At 72.8% G+C, this 16,982-nt stretch carries 12 protein-coding genes; 6 read left to right on the top strand and 6 right to left on the bottom strand.

Features of this window, described 5'->3' with window-relative positions:
- Positions 1–145: 145 nt before the first annotated feature.
- Complete coding sequence (locus IE286_RS09885) at positions 146–781, bottom strand: TetR family transcriptional regulator (protein ID WP_189796291.1); 636 nt, start codon at positions 779–781, stop codon at positions 146–148.
- 135 nt (positions 782–916) lie between these two features.
- Here IE286_RS09885 and kbpA point away from each other — a divergent pair, with 135 nt between their 5' ends.
- The 3 genes from kbpA (at position 917) to IE286_RS09900 (ending at position 5,214) form a co-directional block, all read left to right on the top strand.
- On the top strand, positions 917–1,657 hold the full coding sequence (gene kbpA / locus IE286_RS09890; RefSeq protein WP_189796246.1) for an AfsK-binding protein KbpA: 741 nt from the start codon (positions 917–919) through the stop codon (positions 1,655–1,657).
- 295 nt (positions 1,658–1,952) lie between these two features.
- Positions 1,953–4,412 carry a protein serine/threonine kinase AfsK gene (gene afsK / locus IE286_RS09895; protein WP_189796247.1) on the top strand — a complete coding sequence of 820 codons (2,460 nt, stop codon included), beginning with the start codon at positions 1,953–1,955 and terminating at the stop codon, positions 4,410–4,412.
- A 238-nt stretch (positions 4,413–4,650) separates the two neighbouring features.
- Positions 4,651–5,214: a DUF916 domain-containing protein gene (locus tag IE286_RS09900; RefSeq protein ID WP_229862209.1), complete on the top strand. Its 564-nt coding sequence runs from the start codon at positions 4,651–4,653 to the stop codon at positions 5,212–5,214.
- Between the two features lie 174 nt (positions 5,215–5,388).
- Here IE286_RS09900 and IE286_RS09905 read toward each other — a convergent pair whose 3' ends face one another.
- On the bottom strand, positions 5,389–5,613 hold the full coding sequence (locus IE286_RS09905; protein ID WP_189796249.1) for a hypothetical protein: 225 nt from the start codon (positions 5,611–5,613) through the stop codon (positions 5,389–5,391).
- A gap of 229 nt (positions 5,614–5,842) precedes the next feature.
- On the bottom strand, positions 5,843–8,788 hold the full coding sequence (gene afsR, locus IE286_RS09910; RefSeq protein WP_189796250.1) for an SARP-family global regulator AfsR: 2,946 nt from the start codon (positions 8,786–8,788) through the stop codon (positions 5,843–5,845).
- Positions 8,789–9,072: 284 nt separating this feature from the next.
- Between afsR and IE286_RS09915 the strand changes: the two genes are divergently transcribed.
- The 3 genes from IE286_RS09915 (at position 9,073) to IE286_RS09925 (ending at position 13,629) form a co-directional block, all read left to right on the top strand.
- The gene (locus IE286_RS09915; RefSeq protein ID WP_189796251.1) at positions 9,073–11,658 is read left to right on the top strand and encodes a bifunctional FO biosynthesis protein CofGH; all 2,586 of its coding nucleotides are present in this window, start codon (positions 9,073–9,075) and stop codon (positions 11,656–11,658) included.
- Positions 11,659–11,795: 137 nt separating this feature from the next.
- Positions 11,796–12,365, top strand: a complete 570-nt coding sequence (locus tag IE286_RS09920) for a hypothetical protein (protein WP_189796252.1) — start codon at positions 11,796–11,798, stop codon at positions 12,363–12,365.
- Between the two features lie 148 nt (positions 12,366–12,513).
- Complete coding sequence (locus IE286_RS09925) at positions 12,514–13,629, top strand: ADP-ribosylglycohydrolase family protein (RefSeq protein ID WP_189796253.1); 1,116 nt, start codon at positions 12,514–12,516, stop codon at positions 13,627–13,629.
- A 14-nt stretch (positions 13,630–13,643) separates the two neighbouring features.
- Here IE286_RS09925 and IE286_RS09930 read toward each other — a convergent pair whose 3' ends face one another.
- From IE286_RS09930 to IE286_RS09940, 3 genes are all read right to left on the bottom strand, one after another.
- The gene (locus tag IE286_RS09930) at positions 13,644–15,215 is read right to left on the bottom strand and encodes a sodium:solute symporter family protein (RefSeq protein WP_189796254.1); all 1,572 of its coding nucleotides are present in this window, start codon (positions 15,213–15,215) and stop codon (positions 13,644–13,646) included.
- A gap of 389 nt (positions 15,216–15,604) precedes the next feature.
- On the bottom strand, positions 15,605–15,796 hold the full coding sequence (locus IE286_RS09935) for a DUF397 domain-containing protein (protein WP_189796255.1): 192 nt from the start codon (positions 15,794–15,796) through the stop codon (positions 15,605–15,607).
- Positions 15,797–16,041: 245 nt separating this feature from the next.
- Positions 16,042–16,899 carry a helix-turn-helix domain-containing protein gene (locus IE286_RS09940; RefSeq protein ID WP_189796256.1) on the bottom strand — a complete coding sequence of 286 codons (858 nt, stop codon included), beginning with the start codon at positions 16,897–16,899 and terminating at the stop codon, positions 16,042–16,044.
- Positions 16,900–16,982: the final 83 nt, after the last annotated feature.

The raw sequence follows: 16,982 nt of genomic DNA on the forward strand, positions 1-16,982 counted from the left end.
GAGGGGCGTCGGGGCGCACGGGCCCTGGCGCAAAGGTCCCCGCAGTGCAGCAGGCGGCGGTCCACTCGGGTGAACCGCCGCCTGCCTGACAGGACTTGGGGGACCGGACAGCCACGGGCCCGGTCGGTTCCGGGGTGGCTCCGGGTTACTTCGTGGGCTTTCTTCCGGTGACACCCAGGTGCACCAACAGCGCGAGGTTCGGTTTCAGTTCGGCTTGCTTCACGCCCCAGGAGGTGAAGCCCTTCTGGTGGGCGGCGACGGCCGCGAGCATCGCGACGAGCGCGCCGGCGATCGCGGCCGGGTTCACGTCCTTGTCGATCCTGCCCTTGGACTGGAGTTCGGCAACCGAATCCGTGAGGGAGCTGTTCACGGCGTTCAGGATCTTCATGCGGAGCTTGTAGAAACGTTTGTCCCCCTCGGCGGCGCCGAGATCGACCACGCGCAGAATGGCGTCGTTGCGGCGCCAGAAGTCCAGGAAGCCGTCCACAAGATCCTGAGCGGTCTGCCAGCCCGCCTTGCCGGCCCAGGAGCGCCCTTCGAGCAGTCCGGCCAAGGCGGAGCTCTCCGAGGCCATTTGCTCGGCGATCTCCAGAACGGCCCCCTCGACGTCGGGGAAGTACTGGTAGAAGGTCGCGGGCGAAGTCCCCGCCTTCCGGGCCACGTCGATGACCTTGACGTCCCGGTAGGGGGAGGAGCTGAGCATGTCACTGAGGCAGTCGAGCAGCTTCTGCCGCGTCGCCTGCCCACGCCGGCCTGCCACGCGGCCGTCAACGGTGCGCACTTGTCCTGTCATGTCGTCAGCTTACCGAGGGGGCGAGGGGTCGCGATTCGGCCGACTGCAAATGGGGTGAACGGGGGCCGGGAGGCCACAGTGCCTGGTCTGCGGGGTGCGGGCGAAGCGGGTTAGGTTGGCGGTATGGCCGAAAACAGGGCATCCGCATACCGGGAGGGCGTCCCGTGCTGGGTGGACGCGCAGCTCCCCGACGTCGAGGCGGGCAAGCGGTTCTACGGTGAGCTTTTCGGGTGGTCCTTCGAGACGGAGGCCGAGGACGGGACGTCCTACGGCGGCCCGGTGCTCGCCCGCCTCGAGGGCGCCCCGGTCGCCTCGCTGTCCGCGAAGACGGACGGCCGCCTGCCCACCGTGTGGACCGTGTACTTCTCCGCCCCGGACCTGGCGGCGCTGGCCGGGCGGATCCAGGCGGGCGGCGGCCGGCTCCTGGGCGAGCCGAGGACGGTCGGCCCCTACGGCACGGCCGTGCTGGCCGCCGACCCCGAGCACGCCGTGTTCGGGCTGTGGCAGGCCGGCCGGCACCCCGGCTTCGGGCGGCGGCACGAGCCGGGCACCTTCGGCTGGGCGCAGCTGTACGCCCGCGACACCGAGGCCGCCAACACCTTCTACGGCGGTCTGTTCCACGAGGCCCTCTTCGGCCCGGACGCCCGCCCCGACTTCGGCCGTTCCGCCGTCACCGACGTCTTCCCGCCGCCGATGCCGCCGCACTTCCTGGTGCACTTCCGCGTCGCGGACACCGGGGCGGCCCTCGACGCCGTCACCCGGCTCGGCGGCCGGGTGCAGGTGCCGCCGTTCACGGCCTCCTACGGGACCGTGACGGTCGTCGCCGACAATCAGGGGGCGTCCTTCGCCCTGCTGCAACGGTGACCGGCAGGCGCGCGGACACGGTGACCGGTGCGGCCGCGCATCAGGTGACCGGCCGCGCCGCAGAGGTGACCGAAACTGCCGCAGTTCCGACCAGAACTGGTGCGGTCGACGCCCCAAGGGCGGCGTTCCACGGCGTTTGCGGCGGGACATCCCGATTCGTCGGCCGGTTCGCAACCGGTGCCGCGGCCAGGAAGAATCGGGGTGCGTGCCGCCACGGCGGTGCGGTGGTGAGACGCTGCACTTCGGTCGCGTACACATGGAGGTGGCGCGGCTCGTACGGGGAGGTGGCAGGCAAGTGGTGGATCAGCTGACGGAGCACGATCCGCGGCGGATCGGGCCGTTCGAGGTACTGGGACGGCTCGGCGCCGGCGGCATGGGGCTGGTCTATCTCGCCCGCTCGGCGTCCGGCCGGCGGGTGGCGATCAAGACGGTGCGCTCCGAGCTGGCCGAGGACCAGCTGTTCCGGGTGCGCTTCACGCGCGAGGTGGAGGCGGCGCGGGCGGTCTCCGGCTTCTACACGGCCGCGGTCGTCGACGCCGACCCGCGCGCCGCCGTGCCCTGGCTGGCCACCGCCTACGTGCCCGCGCCCTCGCTCGAGGAGATAGTGACCGAGTGCGGGCCGCTCCCGGTCCAGGCGGTGCGCTGGCTCGCCGCGGGCGTCGCCGAGGCGCTGCAGTCCATCCACGGCGCCGGTCTGGTCCACCGCGACCTGAAGCCGTCCAATGTGCTGGTGGTCGAGGACGGGCCCCGGGTGATCGACTTCGGCATCGCCTCCGGGGTGTCGAACACCCGGCTGACGATGACCAACGTCGCCGTGGGCACCCCCTCCTACATGTCGCCCGAGCAGGCCAAGGACTCCCGCAGCGTGACCGGCGCCAGCGATGTGTTCTCGCTCGGCTCCACCCTCGTCTTCGCCGCCACCGGTCACCCGCCCTTCCACGGCGCCAACCCGGTCGAGACGGTGTTCATGCTGCTGCGCGAGGGCCCGGACCTCGACGGCCTCCCGGACGAGCTGCGTCCGCTGATCGAATCCTGCATGCAGATGGACCCCGCGGCCCGGCCCACCCCGGCGGACCTGCAGGCCCAGCTCGCCCCGCACCTGTTCGCCGGCGGCGACGACAGCGGCACCGCCTCGGCCTGGCTGCCCGAGCGCGCCGTCAGCCTCATCGAGTCCCGCCGCGGCGGCCGTACCACCGTGCAGACCGCCGTGTCCGGGGCGCGCGCCGGCGGCCGTCCGCCCGTACCGCCCCCGCCGTCGCACGACCCGGTGGTCCCGGCGCCCGCCACACCCCCTGCGCCCGCCGCGCCTCCCGTACCCTCGGCGCCCCCGGCACCCTCCGTGCCCCCGGCACCCGTGAGGCCTCCGGCGCCCGCCCCGGTGCCCGTCGGCGCGCCCTCCGCGGCCGGCGGCTCCGACACCGGCCCGGTGCTGCTGGCCGGCGCCACGGTGCCCATCGGGCCCGGCCTGCGGGTCGCCGACGCCCGCGCCGCCGCCGCGGCCGTGCTGCTGCCGGCCGAGGGCCTGGCCGCCTCCTGGACCAAACCCGTCCCCGGGGCGGGCGGCGCCGCACCGACGGCGTCCGCGCCCACCCCGCCGAAGCCCGCCACGCCCCCGGAGGCCCCCTCCACCTGGCGCCCGTGGCGCTTCCGGATGTCCAACGACGTCTGGGGCACCCCCGTCGTCGCCGGCGACCTGGTCTACGTGACCTCCTTCGAGGTGCACGCCCTGGACGTCGCCACCGGCCGGCGCCGCTTCAAGACCCGTGACGTCGCCTGGTCGATGACGGTGGCCGACGGCCGCATCCACGCCTCGGACGGGCCGACGCTGTTCGCCCTGGACGCCCGCGAGGGCACCGACGTGTGGCGGGTGCGCACGGACGCCTGGGTGTACTCGCTCAAGACCGACCGGGGCACCTGCGTCACCGGCACCCGCGGCGGCGGCGTCCAGGCCTGGGACGCCGCGAGCGGCGGGAAACTGTGGGAGACCGGCGGCTGCCAGACCGACTTCGAGTCCCCCGAGGCCGGCCCCGTCGTCCACGACGGCACGGTGTACGTCTGGCAGAACGCCCGCCTGCGCGCCCTGGACGCCCGCAGCGGCGAGGAACGCTGGTCCTACCCCATCGGCGACGCGGCTTCTTGCGGCGGCGTCCCGGTCCGCCTCACCCCGGCCTCGGACGGCACCGTCTACGCCGCCGCCGGCACCCGCGTCCTCGCGCTGGAGGTGGCCACCGGCCGCCTGCGCTGGCACTTCGAGGCCCCCGCGGTCTTCCTCTCCCCGCCCGCCTTCTCCCCGGGGCCCGCCGTCACCGGCGGCGGCATCTACCTGGCCGACTACCTCGGCACGGTCTACGCGCTGGACTCCGCCGACGGCCGCGACCGCTGGCGCATCGCCACCGAGGCGCGCTCCGGCGTCGACCCGGTGCTGGTGGCGGCCGGCCACGTCCATGTCGGCAGCGGCAACGGCCTGTACACCCTGGACGCGGTCACCGGCACCCCCAAGTGGCGGTTCCAGGCGGGCGGCGAGGTCGTCGGCTCCCCGGCGGTCGCCGAGGGCCGCATCCACTTCGGCTCCACCGACCACCTGCTCTACACCCTCAAGGCGGACGACGGCCGCCTGCGCTGGAAACTCGCCACCGGCGGCGAGATCACCGGCTCCCCGGTGGTGAAGGACGGGGTGGTGTACGCCTGCAGCAAGGACCGCTGCGTGTACGCCCTGGACGCGGAGAAGGGCACCGGCACCTCACGTTCCGCCTGAGCGGCCGGCGCACCACGGCGGACGGCCGCCGTACGGGGCGCACGCCGGGGTTCCGGACGACGGCCGCCTGCCCGGCGTCCCCGCTCATGGCGGGTCCTGCCCATGGTGCGGGCCGCACGGTGCACGCCGCCCCACGGCATCCGGCCGGATCCCGCCGTGACGCCGCCCACGGATCACGCGCCGCGGCTACACTGCCCCCATGCCGATACGGGGGCGTTCAGCGAGATTCACGGTCGTCATGGTTGCGGTGGTGCTGGCCCTGACCGGTTTCTCACGCGGCGGACACAGCCGGGGGCACGGATCGGACGGCGGGGGCGGCGGCAGCGGATGCAGCAGTCCCCACCAGGACCACGACACCTCCTCGGGCAGCGGCGGCGTGGCGAAGGACGACGGGTCGGGCTACGGCTCGGACTACGACTCGGGTTACGGCTCGGGCTACGGCGGTTACCGGGGCTCGTACCACGACTACGACGACACGGACGACGACACGTCGGGCAGCGGCAGCAGCGGCACCTACGATTCGACGCTCGAGGATGCGACCACCGAACTGCTGAGCTGCGCCACACCGAAGAAGCCGTACGCGACGGTCCGGGTCACCAACCCCAACGACACCGCCGGCACCTTCGAGGTGACCATCACCTTCACCGGCGCCGGCGGCAGCGTGATCAGCTCCGTGGTGAAGAAGGCATCGGTGCCCGCGAACGAATCGGCGACCGTCCGCATCGAGCCGGATCTGCCGGCCGAGCGCGTACGCCGGCTGAACCACTGCGACCTCGAACCGACGGCGCCCGCCACGCAGTGACGCCGGTACCGGCGTGCCGGCACCGGTGGCGGCGTCCGACGACGGACGGCCCGCGTGACCCCCCGGCGGCCCCGGCCCCGGCATCCGTGCGGCCGGACCGCGCCCCGGCACGACACGGCGGCCGCGACGGCTCCCCCTGGGCCGTCGCGGCCGCCTCCCCCGTGTTCCGGATGCCTACTGCGCCGGCTTGAAGGGCTCCGAGGTCGCGTGCATGTCCTTCGTGGTGACCGGCTCCCCGGTGGCGTGCATGTCGTCCGTGGCGTGCATGTCGTCCGTGGCGTGCATGTCGCCGGTGGTGTCCTCACCGTTGCCGGTCCGAGCGGCATCGGCCGCAGTGGCGGTCTGTGTGGTGCCGGTGGCGTGCATGTCCTGCGGCGTGATGTCCGACTCGTCGCTCATGGTGCGTACTCCACTTGGTTGTCCGTCTCAAGGCCGGCACTGTCCGTCCGGTCACTCCCCCTGCGCATGACCGGACGGACCTCTCCGGGCGCGCTTCCCCCGATCCCCCGGTGCGCGGCCTGCCGAGCCGACCCGCACGCCCCCGACGCGACGGGCCGACTGAGTCCAGCATGGCCTGCGGCGATAAACGAACGATGAACGCCGCCGCCCATGGCGTTCATCCGCCCCGTCAGGCCGCCTGCACCGGGTTGAGCAGCTCCCGCACGGCGGCCGCCTCCGGAGAGCCGAGAGTCTCGTAGATGTGCAGGGCCTCCTGCCAGCACACCTGGGCCCGGTCGGTCTGACCGATGCGGGACAGCGCCTGCCCGAGCACGGTGAGCACATTGCCGCGCCGCCACTCGCCGCCGATGCCGCGCAGCACCGTCAGGGCCCGTTCGGCGTTCGCGGCGGCCTGCGCCGGGCGCTGCGCGGCCAGATCCACCTCCGCCAGCCGGAACAGCGTCATGCCCTCCCACAGGCGCTGCCGGCTGTCGCGGAAGACGAGCAGCGCCTCGTGGAGACTGCTCGCCGCCGCGTCGAGCCGGCCGCTCTCGGTGAGTGCCAGCCCCAGGGCGTAGCGTGCGTTCGCGCCCCGCATGGAGTTGCCCATGGCGTCGTAGATGCCGATGCCCTGCTGGGCGAGGTCCACGGCGCTCTGGAGCCGGCCGGCCGCCAGCCGGATGCGGGACAGGTTGCACAGGGCGCTCGCCTCGCCCGGGCGGTCGCCCAGCTGCCGGAAGAGCCGGATGGCCTCGCTGAGATGCTCCTCGCCGTCCGCGGTGCGGCCCTGGTAGAGCGCGATGATGCCGCGTGCGTTGCGCGCCCAGCACACCGGCAGCGGATCCTCCGCCTCCCCGGCGAGCCGGATCACCTGCTCCGCCTCCTCGTCCGCCATCTCGAAGCGGCCGCCGTCGACATGGGCGTGGGCCAGGGTCATCAGGGCGCGGGCCGAGATCCGGGCCACGCCCAGCTCGCGTGCCGCGCCGTACAGCGCCGTCGCGGTGGCCTCGTACTCCTTGGAGTTCGCGCCCGACTCGGACAGGTCCAGGGCTGCCCAGAGCAGGTCGATGGCGGCGCCCAGCCCGGCCGGCCTGCCCGCCTGCCGGCGGGCGGTGGCCAGCAGGCAGTTCGCCTCCGTGTACAGCCAGTCCCGGGCGCTGGTGCGGGAGGTGAAGCGCAGCCCGGGACAGCGGGTGGGCGTGAGGTGCTCCACCAGCTTGTCCCCGGGCCGCTCGATCGCGTACACCCCGGCGGTCGTGGCCAGGTAGAAGTCCAGCAGCCGCGCCATCGCCGCCTCGCACTCGCCCGCCTCCTGCTCGTCGCGCTCGGCGCAGGTACGCGCGTAGAGGCGGACCAGGTCGTGGAAGCGGTAGCGGCCCGGAGCGGCGGACTCCAGCAGGGAGATGTCCACCAGGGACTCCAGCAGGTCCTCCGTCTCCTCCTGCGGCAGGTCGAGGACGGCGGCCGCGGCGGCGAGGGAGATGTCCGGGCCGTCGGCCAGGCCCAGCAGGCGGAACGCGCGGGCCTGGGCCGGCTCCAGCTGGCCGTAGCCCAGTTCGAAGGTGGCCTTGACGGCGAGGTCGCCCGCTCTCAGTTCGTCCAGCCGCCGGCGTTCGTCGGCGAGCTTGGCCGCCAGCACCGACACCGTCCAGGTGCGGCGGGCCGCCAGCCGGGACGCGGCGATGCGGATGGCCAGCGGCAGGAAGCCGCAGGCGGCCACCACGTCCAGTGCGGCCTCCCGTTCGCTCGCCACCCGCTCCTCGCCGACGATCTTGATGAAGAACGCCAGCGCCTCCTCCGGGCTCATCACGTCCAGGTCCACCAGATGCGCGCCCGCCAGGCCGGCCATCCGGGTGCGCGAGGTGATGAGAGCGGCGCAGCCCTCCGCGCCGGGCAGCAGCGGCCTGACCTGGGCCGCGTCGCGCGCGTTGTCCAGCAGCACGAGGATGCGGCGGCCGTCGAGGAGGGACCGGTACAGGGCAGCGCGTTCCTCCAGGGAGTCCGGGACGGCCGAGTCGGCCGTGCCCAGGGCGCGCAGGAAGGAACCGAGCACCGTCTCCGGCTCGGCCGGAGACGGACCCGCGCCCTGCAGGTCGACGTAGAGCTGGCCGTCGGGGAAGGCGGGGCGCGCCTGGTGGGCGACGTGGACCGCGAGCGTCGTCTTGCCCACGCCGCCGATGCCCGCCAGCGCCGACACGGCCATCACCCGGCCCTTCGCCGAGGCGAGCACCTCGCTCAGCTCGCTGACGAACGCCGCCCGGCCCGTGAAGTCCGCCACCGTCGCCGGGAGTTGGGCCGGACGCGCCACCGTGGGAGCCGGCTCGGGCGCGGGCGCCGCCGGCTCCGCCAGAGCCGGGTCGGTGCGCAGGATACGCTGCTGCAGTTCGCGCAGCTCAGGGCGCGGGTCGACACCGAGCTCGTCGGCCAGCAGCCGGCGGGTGTCGGCGTACACCGCGAGCGCCTCGGCCTGGCGGCCGCTGCGGTACAGGGCCAGCATCAGCAGCTCCCGCAGGTGCTCCCGCAGCGGGTGGTCCGCCGTCAGAGCCGTCAGCTCCGAGACCACCTCGGCATGGCAGCCCTGCTCCAGATCCAACTCCAACCGCATCTCCAGAAGTTGCAGCCGCCACTCCTGCAGCCGGGCACGCTGGGTCTCGGCGTACGGGCCCGGCACCCCGGCGAGGGGCTCGCCGTCCCACACCTCGAGAGCGCGGCGCAGCGCGGCCCGCGCACTGCCGAGGTCACCGGCCGCGCGGGCCCTCTCCGCGGCGGCGGCCAGAGTCCGCACCGCCGTCAGATCCAGGGCGTCCCCGCCCAGTCCGCGCACCGCGTACCCGCCGGACTCGCTGACCAGCATCCCGGGGTCGAGCAGCTTGCGCAGCCGGGAGGCGTAGGTGCGCACCGTGGCCAGGGCCTGCGCGGGCGGCTCCTCGCCCCACAGCGCGTCGATCAGCTCGGCCGCGGTCGCGGTACGGCCCTCGCGCAGCAGCAGCGCGGCCAGCAGGGCCCGCTGCTGAGGCGACCCCGTGGGCAGGGCTTCCTCACCGCGCCAGGCGCGCACCGGGCCGAGTACGCCGAAGCGCAGCGGCACCGGCTGGTCGGGCACCCGCTGCTCGGGTACTCGTGGGACACCGTCCATCGCTGCTCCCTGGCCCCCCGGTGTTTGCTCACTGCCAACCAGGAGGCCAGTTTGCCTTGTTCATGGCAGTAGCGTCAGCCACGGGCGGGTGAGATCACAGCTCGTCGCGCCCGGCGTCACATCGCCCCCACAACCTCTCCGCAGCGCCTGTCCGAGCCGGCCGGGAAGGTCGGACGCCGGCGCCGGCGGCCCCGCCCCGCCTCACGGCCCCGCACCCACCGCGCACCGTCCACCACGTGGTCGCCCCCTGCTGCGCCGCACGGCACCCCTCCTATGCTCGAAGGATGACGACTTCCGCGACCTCCGGAACGGGCCCCACCGAGAACTCCCTGCGTCGCGCCCTGAAACGTGCCCGGGACGGCGTCGCGCTGGACGTCGCCGAGGCGGCGGTGCTGCTCCAGGCTCGCGGCGCCCATCTCGACGACCTCACCGCGTCCGCCGCCCGGGTCAGGGACGCGGGCCTGCGGGCCGCCGGCCGGCCCGGCGTCATCACCTACTCCAAGAGCGTCTTCATCCCGCTGACCCGGCTGTGCCGGGACAAGTGCCACTACTGCACCTTCGTCACCGTGCCCGGCAAGCTGCGCCGTGCCGGGCACGGGATGTTCATGTCGCCGGACGAGGTGCTCGACATCGCCCGCAAGGGCGCCGCGCTCGGCTGCAAGGAAGCCCTGATCACCCTCGGCGACAAGCCGGAGGACCGCTGGCCCGAGGCCCGCGAGTGGCTGGACGCCCACGGCTACGACGACACCATCGCCTACGTCCGCGCGATCTCCATCCGCATCCTGGAGGAGACCGGGCTGCTGCCGCACCTCAACCCGGGCGTGCTGAGCTGGACGGACTTCCAGCGTCTCAAGCCCGTCGCGCCCAGCATGGGCATGATGCTGGAGACCACCGCGACCCGCCTGTGGTCCGAGCCGGGCGGCCCGCATCACGGCTCCCCGGACAAGGAGCCCGCCGTCCGGCTGCGCGTCCTGGAGGACGCCGGCCGCTCCTCCGTCCCGTTCACCTCCGGGATCCTGATCGGCATCGGCGAGACCTACGAGGAACGCGCCGAGTCCCTGTTCGCGCTGCGGAGGATCGCCCGCGCCTACCACGGCATCCAGGAGGTGATCGTCCAGAACTTCCGCGCCAAGCCGGACACGGCGATGCGCGGCATGCCCGACGCCGAGCTGGACGACCTGGTCGCCACGGTCGCCGTGGCCCGCCTCATCCTCGGCCCGAGCGCCTGCATCCAGGCCCCGCCGAACCTGGTGGACGGCGAGTACGAGCGGCTCATCGCGGCCGGCATCGACGACTGGGGCGGCGTCTCCCCCCTGACCATCGACCACGTCAACCCCGAGCGCCCCTGGCCGCAGATCGACGAGCTGGCCGAGAGGTCCCGCGCCGCCGGTTTCGAGCTGCGCGAACGGCTGTGCGTGTACCCGGAGTTCGTCACCCGCGGCGAACCCTGGCTGGACCCGCGGCTGCTGCCCCACGTGACCGCCCTGGCCGACCCGGCCACCGGCCTGGCCCGTGAGGACGCCACCGTCGAGGGCCGCCCCTGGCAGGAGCCGGAGGAGGTGTTCACCGCCGGCGGCCGCACCGACCTGCACCGCACCATCGACACCGAGGGCCGCACCACCGACCGCCGCGCCGACTTCGACGAGGTCTACGGCGACTGGGGCGCCCTGCGCGAGGCCGCGGCCGGCGGCATGGCACCGCAGCGAATCGACACCGACGTCCGGCAGGCGCTGCGCACCGCCGCCGACGACCCCACCCGGCTCACCGACGACGAGGCCCTGGCCCTGCTGCACGCGGACGGCGCCGCCCTGGACGCCCTGTGCCAGGTGGCCGACGACGTCCGCAAGAGCGCCGTCGGCGACGACGTGACGTACATCGTCACCCGCAACATCAACTTCACCAACGTCTGCTACACCGGCTGCCGTTTCTGCGCCTTCGCCCAGCGCCGCACCGACGCCGACGCCTACACCCTGTCCCTGGAGCAGATCGCGGACCGGGCCCAGCAGGCCTGGGACGTGGGCGCGGTGGAGGTGTGCATGCAGGGCGGCATCCACCCGGACCTGCCCGGCACGGCCTACTTCGACATCGCCCGCGCGGTCAAGGAACGCGTGCCCGGCATGCATGTGCACGCCTTCTCCCCGATGGAGGTCGTCAACGGCGCCACCCGCACCGGCATGTCCATCCGCGAGTGGCTGACCGCCGCGAAGGAAGCCGGCCTGGACACCATCCCGGGCACGGCCGCGGAGATCCTGGACGACGAGGTCCGCTGGGTCCTCACCAAGGGCAAGCTGCCCGCCTCCACCTGGATCGAGGTCATCACCACCGCGCACGAGCTGGGCATCCGCTCGTCCTCGACGATGATGTACGGCCACGTGGACCAGCCCCGCCACTGGCTCGGGCACCTGCGCACCCTGGCCCGCATCCAGCAGCGGACCGGCGGCTTCACCGAGTTCGTGACCCTGCCGTTCGTCCACACCAACGCCCCGGTGTACTTGGCGGGCATCGCCCGCCCCGGCCCGAGCATGCGCGACAACCGCGCGGTCACGGCCATGGCCCGCCTGCTGCTGCACCCGCACATCCCCAACATCCAGACCAGCTGGGTGAAGCTGGGCACCGAGGGCGCGGCGGAGATGCTGCGCTCCGGCGCCAACGACCTGGGCGGCACGCTGATGGAGGAGACCATCTCCCGCATGGCGGGCTCCTCCTACGGCTCGTACAAGTCGATCCAGGACCTCGTCGCGGTCGCCGAGGCGGCCGGCCGCCCTGCCAGGCCCCGCACCACCCTGTACGGCGAGGTCCCTCAGGAGCGGCAGCGCGCGGCCGCCGCCTCGGACGGCCATCTGCCTCAGCTGCTGCCGGTCCTGGAGTGACCCGGGTGCGCGCGAGGCGGCCGCACACGCCGCCGGCCCGCGCCGCGCCCGCCCTCCGCCTGACAGACGGCGAGGCGCGTCACAGTACGATGAGCCGACCGTTCCGGGGGCGTCCACAGCTGAGGAGATGCGTGCCCGTGCCTGCCCGAATACCTTCGTGGGCCTGGGTCAGCGGCCTGACCGCGGGGGCGGTCGCCGTGCTGGGGGTGCTGGCCGTCCAGGCGAGCCACGGCCCGCACCCCACGGCCGCGACCGCCCGCCCGAGCAGCTCCGCGTCGGCGAGCGCGCACCCGTCCCCCAGCCCGAGCCCCACCCCGGCCCCGCCGGTGATCCCGGACGGCTCGGGCACGGGCCGCCGCATCGTCTACTCCCTCGGCCAGAAGCGCGTGTGGATCGTGGACGAGCGCGGCATGCCGGCGCGCACCTTCCCCGTCTGGCCGGGCACGGTCAGCCCGGACCCGGGCAGCTACGCGATCTCCCAGCGGGTGCCCTCCACCAAGGGCTCCGACGGCGTGCAGATCGAGCACATCATGTACTTCGCCGGCAAGTCGGGTGTGTTCATCGCGTTCTCCAACGCCGTCGACGGCTCCTCGCCCCCGCCGGTCGGCCCCGGCATCAAGACGGGCGGTATCCGCACCGGCAAGGAGGACGGCGACGCGCTGTGGGCGTTCGCGACCGTCAAGACCCGGGTGGTGGTGGTTCCCTGACCTCCGGCTCGCGCGCCTGATCCGGGCGCGCGGGACCGCAGCCCACGGCCGCCGCGCCCGGCCTTTCCGCCAAGCCCTGACGGACGGTTCCTGTTCGATTACAGTGCTCCGCGTCACACGTGCGGACGGTGCCGTGAGGGAGGTCTGGGTGGGCAGGACATCCGGCGCCGTCTGGGGGCGTACCGAGCAGCAGGACTTCCGCAGCCGGGTGCGCGGCACGCTGCTCGGGGTGGCCCTGGGCGACGCGCTCGGGGCACCGGTGAACGGGCTGGACCTGGACGCGATCAGGGCGGCGCACGGGCCCGAGGGCGTCGTGGACCTGGTGCCCGCCCACGGGCGGCGCGGCGCGGTCACCCACTTGACCCAGCTGACGCTGTTCTCCGTGGACGGGCTGATCCGGGCGCAGGTGCGGCGCGACACCGGGGCCTGGCATCCGCCGACGGACCTGCACCGCGCGTACCGGCGGTGGGCGGCGACCCAGCGGGACTGGGGGCCGGACGAGCGCCGCGAGGACGACGGGTGGCTGGCCCGCGAGGAGTGGCTGTACGCGCGGCGGGACGCGACCCGGGCGCTGCTGGTCGGGTTCGGTGACGACATCATGGGCACGCCCCAGGCGCCGAAGAACCCGGGGGAGTGCGGGCCGGAGGCCGCCGTGCGGTCGGCGCCGTTCGGGCTGCTGGTCGGCTGGGATCCGCATCTGGTGGTCCAGCTCGCGGTGGAGTGCGCGGCGCAGACCCACGGGCATCCGGTGGCGTGTCTGGCCGCGGGCGCGTACGCCGCGGTGGTGCACGCGCTGGCCCGCGGGGACAGCCTGGACGGCGCCGTGCAGAGGACGCTGGCGCTGCTGGCGCAGCGCCCCGGGCACGAACCGGTCTCCGGCGCGCTGCAGCACGCGCTGGGCGCGGTGCGGCAGGGCATGCCGACCCCGGCCCGGGTGGAGGAGCTGGCCGGCCAGGGCAGCGCGGAGGGCGTGCTGGCCGTGGCCGTGTACTGCGCGTATGTCGGGGAGGACGTCCGGCACGGGCTGTGCCTGGCGGTGAACCAGTCCGGCCCCTCGGGCGCGGCCGGTGCGCTCACCGGCGGTCTGCTCGGTGCCCTGCACGGCGAGACGGCCCTCCCGCCGGCCTGGCTGGCCGAGCTGGAGGGCCGTCCCACGGTGCTGGCGCTGGCGGACGACTTCGCGATGGAGATGACCCAGGGGCCCGCGCTGCACGGTCCCGCCGGATCGTCCCCGGGCTGGCTGGCCCGCTACCCGCGGGCCTGACCGGGCGGGACCGTCTACGGCTGCCGGCCCGCCACGCCGTCCTCGGCGCCCGCCGGTGCGGGGACCGCGGCCGCGGCGGGCCGGTCGCCGTCGTCGTCCGTGTTGACCTTCTCGATGATCTCCAGCCGTTCGGGGGTGTCCTCGGGCTTGAGGTAGCCGACGGCGATGAACAGCACCAGGGACACCGCGAGCGGCACGGACACCTGGTACTGCAGGGCGACTCCGCCGACGGCCGCGTCGATCGGGTAGTTCACCAGGTAGAAGGCGATCAGACCGGCGGCCCAGCTGATGAGCGCGGCCGTCGGGCCGGAGCGGCGGAAGGGCCGCAGCAGGCCGAGCATCATCGGGATGGCGATCGGGCCCATCAGACCGGCCACCCACTTGATGACGACGGTGATGATGTCCTTGAACGTGGGGGAGTTGACCTGGGTGGCCACCGCCATGGACAGACCGAGGAAGACGACGGTGGTGACGCGGGCCGCGATCAGGCCGCTGCGCGCACCCCAGGTGCGGGCCCGCTGCGACAGCACGGGCGCCACGTCCCGGGTGAAGACGGCGGCGATGGCGTTGGCGTCGGAGGAGCACATGGCCATCGTGTGCGAGAAGAAGCCGACGATGACCAGGCCCAGCAGGCCGTGCGGCAGGAGCTGTTCGGTCATCAGGCCGTAGGAGTCGGAGCCGTCCGGCTTCTGGGCGTGCACCAGCAGCGGCGACATCCACATCGGGTAGAACAGCACGACCGGCCACACCAGCCACAGCACGGACGACAGCCAGGCGGACCGTTCGGCCTGCCGGGCGCTGCCCGTCGCCATGTAGCGCTGGGCCTGGTTGAGCATGCCGCCGTTGTACTCGAACAGCTTGATGAACAGGAACGCCAGCAGGAACACCGTGCCGTAGGGGCCGACCAGGGGCTTGGCATGGCCGTGCAGGGCCGGCTCGTCCCAGGCGCCGAGGAAGCCGATGCCCTTGTCGTTCAGCCTCAGCACCACCGCGACGAACATGGACAGGCCGGCGAGCAACTGGATCGCGAACTGGCCGAGTTCGGTCAGCGCGTCCGCCCACAGGCCGCCGATCGTGCAGTAGACGGCGGTGATCACACCGGTGATGAGGATGCCCTGGTTGAGGGTGACGCCGGTGAAGACGGACAGCAGCGTCGCGATCGCCGCCCACTTGGCGCCCACGTCCACGATCTTCAGCAGCATGCCGGACCAGGCCAGCGCCTGCTGGGTGGGGACGTTGTAGCGGTTCTTCAGGTACTCCAGCGGCGAGGCGACGTGCAGCCGGGAGCGCATGCGGTTGATGCGGGGCGCGAACAGCCTGGCGCCGATGGCGATGCCGAGCGCGATCGGGAACGACCAGGTGACGAACGAGGTGACGCCGTAGGTGTAGGCGATGCCCGCGTACCCGGTGAACATCACCGCGCTGTAGCCGGACATGTGGTGCGAGATGCCGGACAGCCACCAGGGCATCTTGCCGCCCGCGGTGAAGAAGTCGCTGACGTTGTCCACGCGCTTGTGCGACCAGATCCCGATCGCGACCATCACGCCGAAGTAGCCGATCAGCACGGCCCAGTCGAGACCGTTCATGTGCCCCCTTCCAGGGTCCGCCTTGTGAACTCCGCTCAGCTGGTTGGCACTTCGCATGAGCGGGGTAGGGGCGAGGCAGGCCGCGAAGTGCCCGCTCATCGTGGGTGCGTGCGCATGGGCACGACAAGCGAGCAGCAGGTCAAGAGCAGGTAAAATTGTTCCTCTGCCTGACTCTCATTCATGGTCATGAACGACCGGGAGGGGGTGGCGGGACAGGTCCCGAGCCCGCTGCGGGCATGAGAAGAGCCCCCTCGGCAAGGACGGCGGACTGGTCGAGAGGGCTCTTGAGGCGGCGCCGGCGGTGCCGGAACGCCTGTCGCTCCGATTCGGTTGTGCCGGCGAGAGATGCCGGCCGGGACGCGGCAGGGGGATCGCGACGATCCTCCCGGTCACGCCCTGATCGACGCCACGAAGGAATTCCAGGCCTCGGCCGGGAAGGTCAGCACCGGACCCTGCGGGACCTTCGAGTCCCGGACCGCCATGGCGGCGACGACCGGTGACTTGACCTCGACGCACGCGCCGTTGCCCGTGGAATACGAGGACTTGGTCCACGTCTGGGTGGCGCCCTGACGAATTGCCATTTCTGCTCCGGAATGCAGTGGAGTGGTTGAGTCGCTGTCACCGCACGACGTGTTCGCCGTGAACCCACTGCGCGGTTTCGGGAACCCCGCGCGCGGCGTGCACCACCGTCGTGCACGGTGGCGTGATCGACGCTACCCGCCACTTCCCGGCTCGTGCCGGATCGTTCACTCGACCGGATGGCATATTTCCAGGTGGCTTCCGAGAAAGCGGAAGGAGGTGTACCGTACGCCTTTCTGCGCCCTTCTCAGCTCGCGTACGACTTGGCCATGTCGGCGATGAACTGGCGCGACTGCTCCACGTTCAGCGCCTGCGCCCGCAGGTGCTCGTACAGCACACTGTATTTCCGTACGTCGTTCGCCTTCTCCAGATACAGGTCGCTCGTGACACCCTCGATGTAGACGACACTGGAGTCGGCGGCGTCCGGGAACTCAAGAATGGCGTACTGTCCGTTGAGACCCGGATGCGCGCCCATCTCGAACGGGATCACCTGCACGGTCACATGCGGCAGCTGGGACTGCTCCACCAGGTGCTCCAACTGCTCGCGCATCACCGCCCGGCCGCCCACCACCCGGCGCAGGGCGGCCTCGTCGAGCACGGTCCACAGACGCAGCGGATTCTCGGCGGCGGAGATTCGTTCCTGCCGCCGCATGCGCACCTGCACCCGCTTGTCGATGTCCGCGGGCGCCGTCTCCGGCAGCGCACCCCTGATCAACGCCTGGGCGTACGCACGGGTCTGCAGCAGGCCGGGCACCACCTGTGGATCGTAGACTCTCAGGCTCGCGGCGTCCGTCTCCAGGCCGATGTAGACGCTGTACGGAATGTCGCCGAAGGAATGCCACCAGCCCTGCTGGCGCGAATCCTTGGCCATCTGCATCAGCGACTCGACGACCCGCTGATCCTCCACCTCGTAGACCCCGCACAGATCGCGGACATCACGCTGGCTGATGCTGCGCCGGCCGTTCTCCAGACGGCTGATCTTCGATTGCGACACCAGCAGCCGTTCCGCCACCTCCTCGGCCGTCATGCCCTTGAGCTCGCGGAGCCTGCGCAGCTCCTGGCCCAGCCGGCGTCGCCTGACGGTGGGATTGACATTGGACGCCACGGGACGTGCACCTCCGGCTGCATACTTAACATTGCGTATCTGCTGCTGAGCAGACTGCCACCAAGGTGCGTGCTTCCGCTGGA

Source organism: Streptomyces thermodiastaticus (genome assembly GCF_014656135.1).
In the GTDB taxonomy this organism is placed as follows: Bacteria; Actinomycetota; Actinomycetes; order Streptomycetales; family Streptomycetaceae; genus Streptomyces; species Streptomyces thermodiastaticus.